The organism is Mycolicibacterium sp. MU0050 (assembly GCF_963378085.1).
GTDB lineage: Bacteria > Actinomycetota > Actinomycetes > Mycobacteriales > Mycobacteriaceae > Mycobacterium > Mycobacterium wendilense.
In genome coordinates this window covers 3,192,427-3,208,837 of record NZ_OY726395.1, presented here as the reverse complement: position 1 = coordinate 3,208,837, position 16,411 = coordinate 3,192,427, and the positions used below count along the sequence as shown (strand labels likewise).

General features: G+C 70.5%; 15 protein-coding genes. 10 read left to right on the top strand and 5 right to left on the bottom strand.

Annotated features, from left to right (window positions below; genetic code table 11):
- The first annotated feature begins 82 nt into the window (after window positions 1-82).
- Complete coding sequence (locus R2K23_RS15155) at window positions 83-820, top strand: acyltransferase (protein ID WP_316510415.1); 738 nt, start codon at window positions 83-85, stop codon at window positions 818-820.
- A 21-nt stretch (window positions 821-841) separates the two neighbouring features.
- Here R2K23_RS15155 and R2K23_RS15150 read toward each other — a convergent pair whose 3' ends face one another.
- The 3 genes from R2K23_RS15150 to R2K23_RS15140 form a co-directional block, all read right to left on the bottom strand.
- Window positions 842-2,071 carry a glycosyltransferase family 4 protein gene (locus R2K23_RS15150; protein WP_316510414.1) on the bottom strand — a complete coding sequence of 410 codons (1,230 nt, stop codon included), beginning with the start codon at window positions 2,069-2,071 and terminating at the stop codon, window positions 842-844.
- A 94-nt stretch (window positions 2,072-2,165) separates the two neighbouring features.
- Complete coding sequence (locus tag R2K23_RS15145; protein WP_316510413.1) at window positions 2,166-3,707, bottom strand: glycoside hydrolase family 57 protein; 1,542 nt, start codon at window positions 3,705-3,707, stop codon at window positions 2,166-2,168.
- Window positions 3,704-4,534: a class I SAM-dependent methyltransferase gene (locus R2K23_RS15140; RefSeq protein WP_316510412.1), complete on the bottom strand. Its 831-nt coding sequence runs from the start codon at window positions 4,532-4,534 to the stop codon at window positions 3,704-3,706. Before R2K23_RS15140 ends, R2K23_RS15145 begins: the two co-directional genes overlap by 4 nt.
- Window positions 4,535-4,763: 229 nt before the next feature.
- Between R2K23_RS15140 and R2K23_RS15135 the strand changes: the two genes are divergently transcribed.
- From R2K23_RS15135 to mnmA, 6 genes are all read left to right on the top strand, one after another.
- Window positions 4,764-5,555: an electron transfer flavoprotein subunit beta/FixA family protein gene (locus tag R2K23_RS15135; protein ID WP_316510411.1), complete on the top strand. Its 792-nt coding sequence runs from the start codon at window positions 4,764-4,766 to the stop codon at window positions 5,553-5,555.
- A 36-nt stretch (window positions 5,556-5,591) separates the two neighbouring features.
- A complete protein-coding gene (locus R2K23_RS15130; RefSeq protein ID WP_316510410.1) occupies window positions 5,592-6,548 on the top strand; it encodes an electron transfer flavoprotein subunit alpha/FixB family protein in 957 nt (318 codons plus the stop codon).
- A 147-nt stretch (window positions 6,549-6,695) separates the two neighbouring features.
- Window positions 6,696-7,517 carry a GNAT family N-acetyltransferase gene (locus R2K23_RS15125; RefSeq protein ID WP_316510409.1) on the top strand — a complete coding sequence of 274 codons (822 nt, stop codon included), beginning with the start codon at window positions 6,696-6,698 and terminating at the stop codon, window positions 7,515-7,517.
- Window positions 7,517-8,350: a lysophospholipid acyltransferase family protein gene (locus tag R2K23_RS15120; protein ID WP_316510408.1), complete on the top strand. Its 834-nt coding sequence runs from the start codon at window positions 7,517-7,519 to the stop codon at window positions 8,348-8,350. Before R2K23_RS15125 ends, R2K23_RS15120 begins: the two co-directional genes overlap by 1 nt.
- 45 nt (window positions 8,351-8,395) lie before the next feature.
- Window positions 8,396-9,589 carry a cysteine desulfurase family protein gene (locus tag R2K23_RS15115; protein WP_316510407.1) on the top strand — a complete coding sequence of 398 codons (1,194 nt, stop codon included), beginning with the start codon at window positions 8,396-8,398 and terminating at the stop codon, window positions 9,587-9,589.
- Window positions 9,589-10,668: a tRNA 2-thiouridine(34) synthase MnmA gene (gene mnmA / locus R2K23_RS15110; protein ID WP_316510406.1), complete on the top strand. Its 1,080-nt coding sequence runs from the start codon at window positions 9,589-9,591 to the stop codon at window positions 10,666-10,668. Before R2K23_RS15115 ends, mnmA begins: the two co-directional genes overlap by 1 nt.
- On the opposite strand, the gene R2K23_RS15105 is transcribed toward mnmA, so the two are convergent.
- Window positions 10,652-11,710 carry a zinc-dependent dehydrogenase gene (locus R2K23_RS15105; protein WP_316510405.1) on the bottom strand — a complete coding sequence of 353 codons (1,059 nt, stop codon included), beginning with the start codon at window positions 11,708-11,710 and terminating at the stop codon, window positions 10,652-10,654. The genes mnmA and R2K23_RS15105 overlap by 17 nt on opposite strands.
- 208 nt (window positions 11,711-11,918) lie before the next feature.
- Between R2K23_RS15105 and R2K23_RS15100 the strand changes: the two genes are divergently transcribed.
- Both R2K23_RS15100 and R2K23_RS15095 read left to right on the top strand, forming a co-directional pair.
- Window positions 11,919-13,898 (top strand): PTS mannitol transporter subunit IICBA, encoded by a 1,980-nt coding sequence (locus tag R2K23_RS15100; RefSeq protein ID WP_396892087.1) that lies wholly within the window; start codon window positions 11,919-11,921, stop codon window positions 13,896-13,898.
- Window positions 13,899-13,911: 13 nt separating this feature from the next.
- Complete coding sequence (locus R2K23_RS15095) at window positions 13,912-14,670, top strand: DeoR/GlpR family DNA-binding transcription regulator (RefSeq protein ID WP_316510404.1); 759 nt, start codon at window positions 13,912-13,914, stop codon at window positions 14,668-14,670.
- Window positions 14,671-14,677: 7 nt separating this feature from the next.
- Here R2K23_RS15095 and R2K23_RS15090 read toward each other — a convergent pair whose 3' ends face one another.
- Window positions 14,678-15,313 (bottom strand): sensor domain-containing protein, encoded by a 636-nt coding sequence (locus R2K23_RS15090; protein ID WP_316510403.1) that lies wholly within the window; start codon window positions 15,311-15,313, stop codon window positions 14,678-14,680.
- 36 nt (window positions 15,314-15,349) lie between these two features.
- On the opposite strand from R2K23_RS15090, the gene R2K23_RS15085 reads away from it, so the two are divergent.
- Window positions 15,350-16,360: a uroporphyrinogen decarboxylase/cobalamine-independent methonine synthase family protein gene (locus R2K23_RS15085; RefSeq protein ID WP_316510402.1), complete on the top strand. Its 1,011-nt coding sequence runs from the start codon at window positions 15,350-15,352 to the stop codon at window positions 16,358-16,360.
- Window positions 16,361-16,411: the final 51 nt, after the last annotated feature.

The window sequence follows — 16,411 nt, the reverse complement described above, 5'->3', positions numbered from 1 at the left end:
CGTCGTTCGAGGTCGGCCGTCACGGTCGAAGTCCACCGAGGGTAACCCGTCGAGGTTCGGCGCTCGCGTATGCTTCCCGCCCATGACGACCATGTGGGGTGCACCAATCCACAAGCGGTGGCGGGGTTCGCGGCTGCGCGATCCGCGGCAGGCCAAGTTTCTGACGCGCGCATCGCTGAAATGGGTGCTGGCCAACCGCGCCTACACGCCGTGGTACCTGGTCCGGTACTGGCGGCTGCTGAAGTTCAAGCTGGCCAACCCGCACATCATCACCCGGGGAATGGTCTTCCTGGGCAAGGACGTGGAGATCCAGGCGACCCCCGAGCTGTCCCAGATGGAGATCGGGCGCTGGGTGCACATCGGCGACAAGAACACCATCCGGTGTCACGAGGGTTCGCTGCGCATCGGCGACAAGGTGGTACTCGGCCGGGACAACGTGATCAACACCTACCTGGACATCGAGCTCGGCGATTCGGTGCTGATGGCGGACTGGTGCTACATCGTGGACTTCGACCACAAGATGGACGACATCAACCTGCCGATCAAAGACCAGGGCATCGTGAAGAGCCCCGTGCGGATCGGCCCGGACACCTGGGTCGCGGCCAAGGTCAGCGTCCTGCGCGGCACCTCGATCGGACGCGGCTGCGTGTTGGGTTCGCACGCGGTGGTCCGCGGCGAGGTGCCGGACTTCTCGATCGCCGTGGGCGCGCCGGCGAAGGTGGTCAAGAACCGCAAGCTGGCCTGGGAGAACTCGGCGGCGCAGCGCGCCGAGCTGGCCGCCGCGCTGGCCGACATCGAACGGAAGAAAGCCGCCCGCTGACCGCGCCGCGGCCCGCGGGCTTCAGCCGTAGTCGGGCAGCGGACGCTCCACGATGACGCGGCGCCGCTGCGGTTCCCGCTCGGCGCGCTTGGACGCCAGGTAGACCTGCGAGGTGGCGTCGGCCACCGTCGACCAGGAGAAGTCGGCGGTCAGGCGCTCCCGCGCGGCCACGGCGCGGCGTTGCGCGGCGGCCGGGTCGGCGAGCACCGTTCGCACCGCCGCGGCCAGCGCGCCGACGTCGCGCGGGGGACACGACACCCCGGTGAACCCGTCGATGACCGCCTCGCCCAGCCCGCCGACGTTGGAGGTCACCAGGGGGGTGCCGGCCGCGGCGGCCTCGAGCGCCACGATGCCGAACGGTTCGTAGTGCGAGGGCAGCACCGCCGCGTCGGCCCGATGCAGCAGCCGCAGCAGTTCCTGATGGTCCACGCGACCGATGAACTTGGTTGCCTTGCGTACCTTGTGTTTGCGCGCCAACTCGATGAGCCAGTCCAGCTGGGTGCCGTCCCCGGCGATGGTCAGGGTGGTCCCGGGGTATGCCCGGCGGATGCGCGGCAGGGCGGCGATGGCCTCGTGGACGCCCTTCTCGTATTCGAGCCGGCCGAAGTACAGCAATTCCGGGGGCCCCTCGTGCGGCCGGCGCTGCGCGAACGGCCAGCCGGCGGTGTCGATTCCGTTGGGGATCACGGTGATCTCGGACAGGCCGGGCCCGAACAGGCGGGTGATCTCCTCGCGCATCGACTCCGAACAGGCGATCAGCGAATCCGATTCGTGCACCAGCCAGGACTCCAGCGCATGCACCTGGCGGCTGACCGGGCCGGAGATCCAGCCGGAGTGTCGGCCGGCCTCGGTGGCGTGGATGGTGGAAACCAGTGGCACATCGAAGAATTCGGCCAGCGCGATCGCCGGGTGTGCCACCAGCCAGTCGTGGGCGTGCACGAGGTCGGGCTGCCAGTCGCGCAACGTCAGGCCCGAGCGCACCATGGCGTGGCCCATCGCCAGCGTCCAGGCCATCATGTCGGTGCCGAAGGCGAACTCGTGCGGGTCCTGTGCGGCGGCGATGACGCGCACCCCCTCGGCGACCTCGTCGGTGGACGGGTGCGTGCTGGGATCGGTGTCGGTCGGCCGGCGGGACAGCACCACCACCTCGTGGCCGGCCGCGGCCAGGTCGGTCGCCAGGTGATGCACGTGCCGGCCGAGGCCGCCGATCACCACCGGCGGGTACTCCCACGACACCATCAGGATTCTCACTGGCGCGCCTCACAACGGATCGAGTGTGCGGAAACTACGGCAATTGCGCGGCGTGTCGGCCGGGGACATGCACGCTCGCGCGAAGAGGACGGGGTCATGGCCGGGGCAACCGCCGGGCGTCCAGCGCGCCGAACAGGCCGTCGGCGCGGTTCCAGTTCTCGGCGAGGCGGATGGCCGCGTCGCGACGCCCGGAGTCCAGCGCGGCGGCCATCTCGCGCGTGGCGTGCGCATGCAGATGCGCGCGGTAGCGCGCGTACTCGGCCGCGGAATCCTTGCTGACCATGAACGGCCAGTCGCTGGACACCGTCAGCAGGGTCTCGCGCAGAATCTGGTCGGCCACGTGGTCGCGGGCGGGGGGCCGGCCCGGGCCGCCGGCCTGGGCCAGCGCCTTGTCCACCGACGCCAGCGCGGTGTCGACCACCTCGGCGTTCAGCTGCACCAGGTCGGCGACCTGCTCGCCGGACCACACCTGCCAGTCCTTGCCGGAACCCCAAGAGCTGGGCGGCAATTCGACCGGGGTGCCGGTGTAACCGGCGGCGGCGGCGTCGCGCAGCGTGCCGAGCTGGATGCCGGCCTCGGGCAGCGCGCGCAGGACCCGCTCCAGCCACATCGGACCCTCGTACCACCAGTGACCGAACAACTCGGTGTCGAAGGCGGCGACCACGTGGGCCGGCCGGCCGATGCGCTCGGATTCGGAGATCAGCCGGCGCCGGATCACCTCGACGAAGTCGGCGACGTGGGCGTCGACGGCGGCCTCGGCGCGCGGTGGGTCGTAGGGCGCTTTGTCCTCGGAGGCCACCTTGCGCCCGGTCACCCGCGCGGGCTTCAGCCCGGTGGTGTGGTCGTAGGTGTGGAAGTCGCGGTAGGCGCCGTGGCCCGGATAGCCGGACTTCGGCGACCAGACCCGGTAGCTGACCTGCAGGTCGCGTCCGAAGGCCAGCACGTCGGTGTCACCCACCGGACGGCCCAGCGCGGTGTCGCCGTGCAGCGACGGCCCGTCCACCATGAAGTGCGTGACGCCGGCGGCCGCGTATCCGGTCTCCATCCCGGGCGCATAGGCGCACTCCGGGGCCCAGATACCCGACGGGGTGTGGGCGAAGCGCTGCTGGGCGTCGGCCAACCCCTCGCGCAGCGCGAACTCGCGCAGGCGCGGCGCCAGCAGCGGCTGGAACGGATGGGCCAGGGGACCGCCGAGCAGTTCGAGGGTGCCGGCGTCGATCAGCTCGCGCAGCAGCGGGCTGCCGCCGTGCCGCCACAGCGTGGTGAAGTCCTCGAGGGCCTCGTCGGCGTGGGCGTGTTCGCGAATCCCGAACTCCCGCAACGCGTCTGAGCCATCACCGGTCAGGGTGGTCGCCTCCAGGGCGCGCAGCTGCCAGTTCGCCAGCCAGTGGTGCATGCCGTCGAGGCAGTACGGGTCGTCGAGCTGCGCGGTCACCACCGGGGTCAGGCCGAGCGTGAGCACGCCCCGGCGGTCTTCGGCGGCGAGGCGGCGCAGCACCCGCATCAGCGGCAGGTAGCAGGCCGACCACGACTGGTAGAGCCACTCCTCGCCGACGGGCCAGCGCCCGTGGTGCGCCAACCATGGCAGGTGGGTGTGCAGCACCAGGCTGAACATGCCCGGGACCGGCGCGGTCATGGCCGCACCGCGACGGCGACCAGATCCAGGCTCGCGTCAATGTCGACGCCGTCGTCGGCGGCGTCGAGCAGGTCGAAGTCCGCGCTCGCCACGGCGGCGACGTCGGCGAGCAACTCCTCGGGCCAGGGCGCGTCGGCCAGGGCCCGGGCGATCTGGGCGTCGATGATCGATCCGCCGTGCTTGTCGTCGAGCGCGCGCAACGCCGGCCCGTGAAAGACGCCGCAGAGCCGTTCGACCGTGAATCCGCCCTCGACCAGCAGCTCGGTCAGCTCGGCGGCGTTGAGTTCGCGGGTGTGGAAGGGATTGATCGGGGTGTCGCTGCCGGGGGTGAAGGTGATCCGGTTGGGCGTGGACATCAGCAACATGCCGCCCGGGCGCAACACGCGCCGGCATTCGGCGACAAATTGTGACTGATCCCACAGATGTTCGATGACCTGCAAGTTGACCACAACGTCGACCGAGGAGTCGGCGAGCGGAAGTTCGGCGAGGTTGCCCTGGCGCGCCTCCACCCGGGGGTAGCGGGAGCGGACGTGGGCGACCGCGGACTCGTCGTAATCGACGCCGATGACGCGCCGGGCGACCCCGGCGAGCAGGTCGGCGCCGTAGCCCTCGCCGAAGCCGGCCTCGAGCACCTCCCGATCGGCGCACAGGGGCGCTAACTGCAGGTAGACGACCTCGTGACGGCGGAACCAATAGTTCTCGACGTCGAGACCGGGGATGGTTCGCTCCCCGGTGAGCGGCAATTCCGACGGCGGCACGGTGCCGGGCTGTGGCGGCTGCTCGGCAGGATTCGGGTCAACTGGACCGTCGGTCACGAATGCGCTCATGGTGCAGGCAGGCTAACCCGAAGCGCTCAGGTGACACAGCGCCGCGCTGTGATAGCGGGTGACCGGAGGGTAAGAACATGCAGCGTGCTCGGTTATGGTGTACAAGCGGACCACCAAAAGTTACCGGCTAGTAACATTGCGAGGTGGGACGAACACTGGCCCGAGGCACAAAGTTACTCACAGCGGTTGCCGCCGCCGTGGGGCCCGTCGAGGAGGACGAACCAGAGTCATGACGAACATCGTGGTCCTGATCAAACAGGTCCCAGACACGTGGTCGGAGCGCAAGCTGTCCGACGGCGACTTCACGCTGGATCGTGAGGCCGCTGACGCCGTGCTGGACGAGATCAACGAGCGCGCCGTGGAAGAGGCGCTGCTGATCAAGGAGAGGGAAGGCGGCGACAGCACTGTCACGGTGCTCACCGCCGGACCCGAGCGCGCCACCGAGGCGATCCGCAAGGCCCTGTCGATGGGTGCCGACAAGGCGGTGCACCTCAATGACGAAGGGATGCACGGTTCCGACGTCATCCAGACCGGCTGGGCGCTGGCCCGCGCGCTGGGCACCATCGAGGGCACCGAGCTGGTCATCGCCGGCAACGAGGCCACCGACGGCGTCGGCGGTGCCGTCCCGGCGATCATCGCCGAGTACCTGGGCCTGCCGCAGCTGACCCACGTGCGCAAGCTCAACGTCGAGGGCGGCAAGGTCACCGGCGAGCGCGAGACCGACGAGGGTGTCTTCACCCTCGAGGCCACGCTGCCCGCCGTGGTCAGCGTCAACGAGAAGATCAACGAGCCGCGCTTCCCGTCCTTCAAGGGCATCATGGCCGCCAAGAAGAAGGAAGTCACCACCCTGACCCTGGCCGAGATCGGCGTCGAGGGTGACGAGGTGGGCGTGGCCAACGCCGGTTCGACCGTGCTGTCGTCGACCCCCAAGCCGCCCAAGACCGCGGGCGAGAAGATCACCGACGAGGGCGACGGCGGCACCAAGATCGCCGACTACCTGGTCGCGCAGAAGCTGATCTAAGCGACTTCCAACTCAGAGCAAAGAGGCTAAGAATCCATGGCTGAAGTACTTGTGCTCGTTGAGCACGCCGAAGGTGCCCTCAAGAAGGTCACCGCCGAACTGATCACCGCCGCCAACGTGCTGGGTGAGCCCTCCGCCGTCGTGGTGGGCGCCCCCGGCACCGCGGCCGGTCTGGTCGACGAGCTCAAGGCGGCCGGTGCCGCCAAGATCTACGTCGCCGAGTCCGAGGATGTGGACAACTTCCTCATCACGCCGTACGTCGACGTGCTGGCCGCGCTGGTCGAGCAGAGCTCGCCGGCCGCGGTGCTGATCGCCGCCAACGCCGACGGCAAGGAGATCGCCGGCCGGTTGGCCGCGCGGCAGGGCTCCGGCCTGCTGGTCGACGTCGTCGAGGTCAAGGAGGGCGCCAAGGGCACCCACTCGATCTTCGGTGGCGCCTACACCGTCGAGGCCCAGGCCAACGGCGACGCGCCGGTCATCACCGTGCGTCCGGGTGCCATCGAGGCGGCCCCCACCGCCGGTGCCGGCGAGCAGGTCACCGTCGAGGTGCCCGCGCAGGCCGAGAACGCCACCAAGATCACCGCCCGCGAGCCCGCGGTGGCCGGTGACCGTCCGGAGCTGACCGAGGCCTCGGTCGTCGTCGCCGGTGGTCGTGGCGTGGGATCCGCCGAGAAGTTCTCGGTGGTCGAGGAACTCGCCGACGCCCTCGGCGCGGCCGTCGGCGCCTCGCGTGCGGCGGTGGACTCGGGTTACTACCCGGGCCAGTTCCAGATCGGTCAGACCGGCAAGACCGTGTCGCCGCAGCTGTACATCGCCCTGGGCATCTCCGGGGCCATCCAGCACCGCGCCGGCATGCAGACCTCGAAGACCATCGTCGCGGTCAACAAGGACGAAGAGGCGCCGATCTTCGAGATCGCCGACTACGGCATCGTGGGCGACCTGTTCAACGTGTCCCCGCAGCTGACCGAGGCGGTCAAGGCTCGCAAGGGCTGATCTCGAGCACGCTGACCAGAATCGCCCTTCTCCCTTGCGGAGAAGGGCGATTTTGTTTCGTGCGCACCTCAACTCGTCATCTGACGCTCACGAACACGTCACGCATTGCTTGCCGCCACGCCCGGTGGCTGCGCGAACGTGCAGGCCATGAGCACTGCAGCCGTCCTCATTCCCGCCGAGCAATCCGCCCCGGCCGGCGCGGCCCGCTATTCGCTGCTGCTGTCCACCGACGCCGAGCTGATCGAGGCCGCCCAGCGGCTGCGGCACGACGTGTTCAGCACCGAGCCGGGGTTCGGGCTCGCGGCCACGCCCGACGGGCGCGACCACGACGAGTTCGACGAGTTCTGCGATCACCTGTTGGTCCGTGACGACACCACCGGCGAGCTGGTGGGCTGCTACCGCATGCTGCCGCCGCCGGGGGCGATCGCGGCCGGGGGCCTTTACACCGCAACGGAATTCGACGTCGGCGGCTGGGATGCGCTGCGGCCGTCGCTGGTGGAGATGGGCCGCGCGGTGGTCCGCGCCGAGCATCGCAACGGCGCGGTGGTGCTGATGATGTGGACCGGGATCCTGGCCTACCTGGACCGCTGTGATTACGACTACGTGGCCGGCTGCGTCTCGGTCCCGGTGGCGGGCCCCGACGACGACGCGCCGGGCGCCCAGATCCGCGGCGTCCGCGACATCGTGACCCGACGGCACCCGGCGGCCCCCGAGCACACCGTGTATCCCTACCACCCGGTGGTCATCGGGGGTCGTGGACTCGACGACATCGAACCGCCGGCCCGCCCCGGCCTGCCGCCGCTGCTGCGCGGCTATCTGCGACTGGGCGCCCAGGTATGCGGCGAACCCGCGTACGACCCGGAGTTCGGCGTCGGGGACTTTCCCGCGCTGCTGGCGAAGAGTCGCGCGGACACCCGCTACCTGCGCAGGCTGCGATCCATGGCCGCGCGAGCGGAGTCGGGGCTGTGATGCCCGCCGAACACGCCTGGCTGCCCCGGGCCTCCTGCACCGAGGCCTGCCTGCGCGCCGGTGCGGCGCCGGGCGACCGGGCAGCGGTGATCGCGGCGCGGGTGGTGCTGCGCGCGACCCTGGCGATGGTGCTGCTGCCCGCGCTGCCGCTGCTGGCGGTCCCGCTGCCGGGCCGTTCGCATCTGCAACGCGGCTATTGCCGCCTGATGCTGCGCGCGCTCGGCGTGCGGATCACGGTCTCCGGCGGGCCGATTCGCAACCTGCGCGGCGTGCTGGTGGTCGCGGGGCACGTGTCCTGGGTGGACATCTTCACCATCGGCGCGGTGCTGCCCGGCTCCTTCGTGGCCAAGGCGGAAATGGTGCGGTGGCCGGCGCTGGGAGTGGTGGCCCGGCTCATGAAGGTGATCCCGATCGAGCGCAGCAGCCTGCGCCGGCTGCCGGCGGTGGTGGCCACGGTGGCCCAGCGGCTGCGGGCGGGGCAGACGGTGGTCGCGTTCCCGGAGGGCACCACCTGGTGCGGGCTGGGCTACGGCCGGTTCCACCCGGCGATGTTCCAGGCCGCCATCGACGCCGAACGCCCCGCACAGCCCCTGCGGCTGACATATCACCACCGCGACGGCAGCGCCTCGACGGTGCCGGCCTACATCGGCGAGGACACCCTGTGGGCTTCGCTGTGTCGCCTGGTGGTGGCGCGGCGCACCGTGGCGCACGTCCGGGTCGAGTCCCTGCAGCTGCCCGGGGCGGACCGGCGGGAACTGGCCCGCCGCTGCGAAACCGCGGTGCGTCCCGCCGTGGTCGGGGTGGCGCCGGTGGGGCACGCGCTGGCCGCCTGACTCGCGAGTGGGGCCGAGCGGATCGGCGGGTACCCTGGACGGGTCATGAGCCCCGCCCCTTCGGTGTATCTCGACCACGCCGCCACCACCCCGATGTACCCCGCTGCCATCGAGGCGATGACGGCGGTCCTGGGCACTGTCGGAAACGCCTCGTCCCTGCACACCGCGGGCCGCGCGGCCCGCCGCCGGATGGAGGAGTCCCGGGAGACCATCGCCGCGGCGCTCGGCGCCCGGCCCTCCGAGGTGATCTTCACCGCGGGCGGCACCGAGAGCGACAACCTCGCGATCAAGGGCATGTTCTGGGCGCGCCGCGACGCCGACGAGCGCCGCCGCCGCATCGTCACCACCGGGGTCGAGCATCACGCGGTGCTCGACGCGGTCGCCTGGCTCGCCGAACACGAGGGCGCCGCGGTCACCTTCGTACCCACCGACGCCGACGGCGCGGTGGCCCCGGGCGCCCTGCGCACCGTGCTCGAGGAGCACGACGACGTCGCGCTGATCTCCATCATGTGGGCCAACAACGAGGTGGGCACCGTCATGGCGATCGACGAGTTGGCCGCGGTGGCCGCGGAGTTCGACGTCCCGATGCACACCGACGCGGTGCAGGCCGTCGGTCACCTGCCGGTCGGGTTCGCCGATAGCGGTTGCGCGGCGCTGAGTCTGACCGCGCACAAGTTCGGCGGCCCCACCGGGGTGGGCGCGCTGCTGCTGCGCCGCGACGCCGCCTGCGTACCGCTGTCGCACGGCGGTGGTCAGGAGCGGGACGTGCGTTCGGGCACACCGGATGTCGCGGGCGCGGTCGCGATGGCCGTCGCCTTGCGTCTCGCCGTCGACGCCCAGGAGGCCGGCGGCGCCCGGCTTCGCGAATTGCGTGACCGGCTGATCGACGGGGTGCTCGGCTCGATCGACGACGTGGTGGTCAACGGTTCGCGCACCCACCGGCTGCCGGGCAACGCGCACTTCACCTTCCGCGGCTGTGAGGGTGACTCCCTGCTGATGTTGTTGGACGCCAACGGGATCGAGTGCTCCACCGGGTCGGCGTGCACGGCCGGGGTGGCGCAGCCGTCGCACGTGTTGCTGGCGATGGGGGCCGATCCGGCCGCCGCCCGCGGTTCCATCCGACTGTCGCTGGGGCACACCAGCGTCGACGCCGACGTCGACGCGGCGCTGCGGGTGCTGCCGGCGGCGGTGCAACGGGCGCGGCAGGCCGCGCTGGCCAGCGCGGGGGTGCCGCGCTGATGAAGGTGTTGGCGGCCATGAGCGGCGGGGTGGATTCCTCGGTCGCCGCCGCACGGATGGTCGACGCCGGACACGACGTGGTGGGGGTGCACCTGGCGCTGTCCTCGGCACCGGGCACCCTGCGCACCGGTTCGCGCGGCTGCTGTTCGAAGGAGGACGCGGCCGATGCCCGGCGGGTCGCCGATGTGCTCGGGATCCCTTTCTACGTCTGGGATTTCGCGGACCGCTTCAAAGAAGACGTGATCGACGACTTCGTCGAGTCCTACGCCCGCGGCGAGACACCGAACCCCTGTGTGCGGTGCAACGAGCGGATCAAGTTCTCGGCGCTGTCGGCCCGCGCGCTGGCGCTCGGTTTCGACGCGGTGGCCACCGGTCACTACGCCCGGCTGGCCGAGGGTCGGCTGCGCCGCGCGGTCGACGCGGACAAGGACCAGTCCTACGTGCTGGCGGTGCTGACCGCGGAGCAGTTGCGGCACGCGGCCTTCCCGGTGGGGGACACCGCCAAGCCGGAGATCCGCGCCGAGGCCGCCCGCCGCGGCCTGGCCGTGGCGAGCAAGGCCGAAAGCCACGACATCTGCTTCATCCCGTCCGGGGACACCCGCGCTTTCCTCGGCGCCCGGATCGGCGTGCGCCCCGGCGCCGTGGTCGATGCCGGCGGGGCCGTGCTGGCCGAACACGACGGGGTGCACGGGTTCACGATCGGGCAGCGCAAGGGGCTCGGCATCGCCGGGCCGGGGCCCGACGGAGCGCCGCGCTACGTCACGGAGATCGACGCCGACTCCGGCACCGTGCGGGTCGGGTCGGTCGAGGACCTCGACGTCGTCGGCTTGACGGGAGAGCGTCCCGTCTTCACCTCCGGTAATCCCTTGGCAGGGCTGGTCGAATGCGAGGTTCAGGTGCGGGCCCACGGCGGCCTGGCGCCCGGGGTGGCCGAGGTGGTCGACGGTGAGTTGCGGATGCGCCTGCACACCCCGCTGCGGGGGGTGGCGCGCGGGCAGACCATGGTGCTCTACCGCCCCGACCCCGCCGGCGACGAGGTGCTGGCCAGCGCGACGATCGGCGCTACGGCTCGACGGTGACCTTGATGGCCTCGCCGTTCTTCACGATCTGAAAGGCGTCGAGCACCTGCGCCAGCGGCACATGCCGGGTGATGAGGTCCTTGACCGGCACCTGCCCGGTCGAGATGTACTCCAGCGCCCGCTTGTTGTGCTCCGGCGCCGAGCCGTTGGCGCCGTGGATGTGCAACTGCCGGTAGTGCACCACGTTGGAGTCGCAGGTGATGGTCGGGTTGTTCTTGGGCAGCCCGCCGAAGAACGAGATGCGCCCGTTGCGGGCGGCCATCGCGATGGCCTGCTCCTGGGCGACGTTGGCGGCCGTGGCGGTGATGACGACGTCGGCGCCGCGGCCACCGGTCAGCTCCATGACGCGCTCGACGACGTCGACCTTGGAGCCGTCGATGATCTCGTCGGGTGACACCGCGTCGGCCGACATCTTCAACCGGGCCTCGTTGACGTCGACGAGATAGATCGGGCCGCACTTGTGCACACCGCGCGCGATGCGGATGTGCATGCAGCCGATCGGGCCCGCGCCGAACACCACCACGGTGTCGCCCTCCTCGATCCCGAGCAGATCCTGAGCGTTGATGGCGCAGGCGAACGGTTCGGCGGCGGACGCCTCGTCGTAACCGACGTTGTCCGGAATCCGGTTCAGCCCATCGACTTTGAGCACCTGCTTGGGCACGATCATGTACTCGGCGAAGCCCCCGTCGTACTGGTAGCCCATCGAGGTCTGGTTCTGGCACACCGCCATCCAGCCCTTGCGGCATTCGTGACACTCGCCGCACGGCACCGCGGCGATCACCTGGGCGCGATCGCCCACCTGCCAGTTGGAGCCGTAGGTGGAGTTGACGTCGGCGCCGACCTCCACCACCTCGCCGGCGATCTCGTGGCCGATGATGCGCGGCGGGGAGAGGTTCTGGTGGCCGTTGTAGAAGATCTTGACGTCGGTGCCACAGGTGGAGCAGTTGCGCACCCGCAGCTTGATCTCGTCGGGGCCGCAGGTCGGTTCGGGGACGTCTTCGAGGCGGACGTCCTCGGGTGCGTAGAAGCGCAGGGCCTGCATGGTGGGGTCCTTCCGGCGTCGGATCGGGGTGTGCACGAGGGGTGAACCTGACAGCACTCTAGTGACCATAACCGCAATCCGGGCACAAAACCACCAAATAGTCCGCCCGTTTGCGCCCGAATGCTTGCCGATGTGCCCGTTTGTGGGGTTTACTGCAAGCAGGTGATGTGACTGGCATCACTGTCGCGCCGAGACCGGAGGTCCTCAGTTGTCCACCCTGGAAGCGTCGTCACCCGAAGCGTCAGCACCGCGCACCGGCCTGCGGGTCCGGGTGCAGAAACTCGGCACCGCACTGTCGAACATGGTCATGCCCAACATCGGCGCGTTCATCGCCTGGGGACTGATCACCGCACTGTTCATCGAGACCGGCTGGCTGGCCGGCCTCTTCGAGGCGCTGCGCGACCCCGACGGCTGGGTCGCCAAGATCGGCGGCTGGGGGGCCTTCGCGGACGGCGGTGTGGTCGCGCCGATGATCACCTATCTGCTGCCGCTGCTGATCGGCGCGACCGGCGGCCGGATGGTCTACGGCGTGCGCGGCGGCGTGGTCGGCGCCATCGCCACCATCGGCGTGGTCGCCGGCGCCGACGTGCCGATGTTCATGGGCGCGATGATCATGGGACCGCTCGGCGGTTGGCTGATGAAGAAGGCCGACGAACTCTGGGAAGGCAAGATCCGGCCGGGCTTCGAGATGCTGGTCGACAACTTCTCGGCCGGCATCCTGGGGATGTTCCTGGCCATCTTCGGCTTCTTCGGCATCGGGCCCATCGTTTCGTCGTTCACCCGGGCCGCCGGTAACGCGGTGGACTTCCTGGTGGACAACGACCTGTTGCCGCTGACCTCGATCTTCATCGAGCCCGCCAAGGTGCTGTTCCTCAACAACGCGATCAACCACGGCGTGCTGACCCCGCTGGGCTCCACCCAGGCGCTCGAGACCGGCAAGTCGATCCTGTTCCTCCTGGAGACCAACCCCGGGCCCGGCCTGGGAATCCTGCTGGCCTACATGGTGTTCGGGCGCGGCATGGCGCGCGCCTCGGCGCCCGGCGCGGCGATCATCCAGTTCTTCGGCGGAATTCACGAGATCTACTTCCCGTACGTCCTGATGAAGCCCAAGCTGATCGCCGCGGCCATCCTCGGCGGCATGGCCGGCGTGTTCATCAACGTGTTGTTCAACTCCGGCCTGCGGGCGCCCGCGGCGCCCGGCTCGATCATCGCGATCTACGCGCAGACGGCAACCGGCAGCTTCCTGGGCGTGACGCTGGCCGTGCTGGGCGCCACCGCGGTGTCCTTCGCGGTGGCGGCACTGCTGCTCAAGACCGACCGGGCCGCCGAGGAACCCGACCTGGCCGCGGCCACCGCCGAGATGGAGTCCATGAAGGGCAAGAAATCCAGCGTGGCCGCCCAACTCGTGGACGGCGGCCCACGCGGACCGATCACCAGCATCGTGTTCGCCTGCGACGCGGGCATGGGCTCCTCGGCGATGGGGGCCTCGGTGCTGCGGAAGAAGGTGCAGCAGGCCGGGCACCGCGAGGTGAAGGTCACCAACCAGTCCATCGCCAACCTTACCGACAGCTACGGGATGGTGGTCACCCACCGCGACCTGACCGACCGGGCACGCCTGAAAACACCTTCGGCCGTGCACATCTCGGTCGACGACTTCATGTCGAGTCCGCGGTACGACGAGATCGTGGAGCTGCTGGGGGCCGGCGGCTCGGCCGCCGAGCCCGACTCGGAACCGGCCCCGGAGCCGGACGCCGAATCCGGTGCGGACGTGCTGCGGTTGGAATCGATCGTGTTGGACGGCGCCGCGCGCACCAGTGCGGACGCCATCGAGGAGGCGGGCCGGTTGCTGGTGGCCGCGGGCGCGGTCGAGCCGTCGTACGTCGCCGCCATGCACGAACGGGAGACCTCGGTGTCGACCTACATGGGCAACGGCCTGGCAATTCCGCACGGCACCAACGAGGCCAAGGACAGCATCCTGCGCACCGGCATGTCGTTCGTGCGCTACGTCGAGCCCATCGATTGGAACGGCAAGCCGGCCGAGTTCGTCGTCGGCATCGCGGGCGCGGGCAAGGACCACATGGCGTTGCTGACCCGGATCGCGCAGGTGTTCCTCAAGGCCGACGAGGTGGACCGGCTGCGCACGGCCACCACAGCCGAAGAGGTGCGGGCCGTGCTGGCCGGGCGGTAGGTGGTGACGGCCAGTGGATTCGGAGAGCAGACAGGCCCGGATCGTCGAGTTCGCCCGGACCCGGGAACGGGTCGAGGTCGGCGCCCTGGCCGACGAACTCGGGGTCGCGAGCGAGACGATCCGCCGTGATCTGAAGGTCCTGGCGGGCCGGCGGTTGCTCAAGCGGGTGCACGGCGGGGCGATCGCTGTGGAGACGGCCGGGTTCGAGTCCGGCCTGCAGTACCGCAGTCAGGTCGACCTCGCGCAGAAGCACCGGATCGCCGGGGCGGCCGCGGGACTGGTCCACGGCGCCGAAACGGTCTACCTGGACGAGGGTTTCAGCCCGCGGCTGATCGCCGAGCGGCTCACCGACAGCGCGCTGACGGTGGTCACGTCGTCGCTGCTGGCGGCCGAGGCACTCGCCGACAGCACCAGCGTGACGGTGCTGCTGCTCGGTGGGCGGCTGCGCGGCAGGACGTTGGCCACCGTCGACCACTGGGCGGTCAGCCGGCTGCAGACCCTGCAGATCGACCTGGCTTATCTGGGCACCAACGGGGTGTCGCTCGAGCACGGGCTGACCACCCCCGACCCCGCGGTGGCCGCGGTGAAGCAGGCGGCCGTGCGGGCGTCCCGGCGCAGCGTGCTCGTCGCCGCGCACTCCAAGTTCGGCGTCGACCACTTCGCCCGGTTCGCCGAGATCGCCCAGTTCGAGACCATCGTCACCGGAACCGAGTTGCCCGCCGTCGAGGCCCAGCGTTACGAGGCGTTGGGCCCCAGGGTGATTCGGGCCTGAGCGGGCCTCACTCCGGGACGCCGCCGAGCAGGTTCGCCAGCACGATGTCGGAGACCGATTCGCCGAACGCGCAGAACGTCACCTCGGCGAGCACCACCGCCTTGAGCCGATAGTCGCGGCCGCACTCGCCCGCCCGGGTGCGCAGCGACCGGTCGTCGGAGCGCAGCTCGCCCAGATAGGTCTGGCCGAAAGGCGTCTGGGCGCAATCGGTGGCCGCGTGCGTCAACTCGTCGAACACCGCCCGCGCGGTCGGCGGATCGACGTAGACCGCGGCGGCCTGCGAGATCAACCCGGCGTCGGGCGGGCTCTGATAGCTGATCTTGTGGAAGTCGTCGATGCTGGTGCCGAAGGTCGCGGTCTCGGCGAAGAGGAACCGGCACGGCGGCGGCGCCTCGTCGGCCAGCGGGGTGATGTCGACGGGGTAGGGGGTGTCCATCGACGGGATCACCGAGAGGTCCGTGCCCGCCCCGGTGATGCCCCGCATCGAGTTCAGATCCAGCAGTACGGCACGGGCGTCGACCAGCGGCGGCGACCACGGGCCCGCGTCGGCGGGGGCGGACGCCCGCCCGTCGACCACGGTGGTGCATGCCGGCAGGGCCAGTGCGAGGACACACCAGCCGAGCAGCCGAACGATGAGGCCCACGTGTCGAACTCTAGTCCCATCCCATACGGTTGGCCGGTGAGTATTTTCGCCACCGCGACCGGGATCGGCTCCTGGCCCGGTACCGCGCCGCGGCAGGCCGCCGAAATCGTTGTGGGCGAGCTGCATTCGATGACCCACCTGGTCGAGCTGCCCGCCCGGGGGATCGGGGCGGACCTGATCGGCCGGGCGGGCGCGCTGCTGGTCGACATCGCGATCGACACCGTCCCGCGCGGTTACCGGGTGGTCGCCCGCGGTGGGGCGGTGGCCCGCCGGGCCGTCAGCCTGCTCGGCGAGGACATGGACGCGCTCGAAGAGGCCTGGGAGCTCGCCGGGCTGCGGGGGTCGGGCCGCCGGGTGAAGGTCCAGGCCCCCGGCCCCATCACGCTGGCCGCGGAGCTCGAACTCGGTAACGGACACCGCGCGATCACCGATCCGGGTGCGGTGCGCGACCTGGCCGAGTCCCTGGCCGAGGGCGTGGCCGCCCATCGTGCGGAGCTGGTCCGCCGGCTGGACACCGAGGTGGTCGTGCAATTCGACGAGCCGACGTTGCCCGCCGCGCTGGCCGGACGGCTGCGCGGCGTCACCAGCCTGAACCCGGTGCACCCGGTCGACGAGGCGCTGGCCGTCGAGTTGATCGACCGCTGTGTCGGCCGGGCGGGGCAGGCTGCGGTCCTCCATTGTTGCGCCGCGGATATCCCCTGGAACGTGTTGCGGCGCAGTGAGATAGGTGCCGTCTCGGTGGATGTCGCCGCGCTGGGGCCCGCCGACCTCGATCACCTGGGCGAGTTTCTGGAGGCCGGCCGCACCGTGCTGCTGGGGGCGGTCCCGGCGGTCGAACCGGCCCAACGTCCGTCGGTCGAGCAGGTGGCCGGTGCGCTCGCCGCGGTCACCGATCGGCTGGGCTTCGGCCGCGCGATCCTGGCCGAGCGCATCGGGGTGACGCCGGCCTGCGGGCTGGCCGGCACGACCCCGCAGTGGGCGCGGCGCGCGGTGGAGTTGTGCCAGCAGGTGGCCGACGGACTGGTGGCCGACCCCGAGTCCATCTGAATCCACCGCGCCGATACGCAACTAAAAGGTTGCGTGATGACGATGTCAGGC

Excerpts from the sequence above, each read along its gene's own strand:
- R2K23_RS15155 (WP_316510415.1), top strand. The coding sequence starts at position 83 with ATGACGACCATGTGGGGTGCACCAATCCACAAGCGGTGGCGGGGTTCG.
- R2K23_RS15145 (WP_316510413.1), bottom strand. The coding sequence starts at position 3,707 with ATGACCGCGCCGGTCCCGGGCATGTTCAGCCTGGTGCTGCACACCCAC.
- R2K23_RS15140 (WP_316510412.1), bottom strand. The coding sequence starts at position 4,534 with ATGAGCGCATTCGTGACCGACGGTCCAGTTGACCCGAATCCTGCCGAG.
- R2K23_RS15135 (WP_316510411.1), top strand. The coding sequence starts at position 4,764 with ATGACGAACATCGTGGTCCTGATCAAACAGGTCCCAGACACGTGGTCG.
- R2K23_RS15130 (WP_316510410.1), top strand. The coding sequence starts at position 5,592 with ATGGCTGAAGTACTTGTGCTCGTTGAGCACGCCGAAGGTGCCCTCAAG.
- R2K23_RS15125 (WP_316510409.1), top strand. The coding sequence starts at position 6,696 with ATGAGCACTGCAGCCGTCCTCATTCCCGCCGAGCAATCCGCCCCGGCC.
- R2K23_RS15120 (WP_316510408.1), top strand. The coding sequence starts at position 7,517 with ATGCCCGCCGAACACGCCTGGCTGCCCCGGGCCTCCTGCACCGAGGCC.
- R2K23_RS15115 (WP_316510407.1), top strand. The coding sequence starts at position 8,396 with ATGAGCCCCGCCCCTTCGGTGTATCTCGACCACGCCGCCACCACCCCG.
- mnmA (WP_316510406.1), top strand. The coding sequence starts at position 9,589 with ATGAAGGTGTTGGCGGCCATGAGCGGCGGGGTGGATTCCTCGGTCGCC.
- R2K23_RS15105 (WP_316510405.1), bottom strand. The coding sequence starts at position 11,710 with ATGCAGGCCCTGCGCTTCTACGCACCCGAGGACGTCCGCCTCGAAGAC.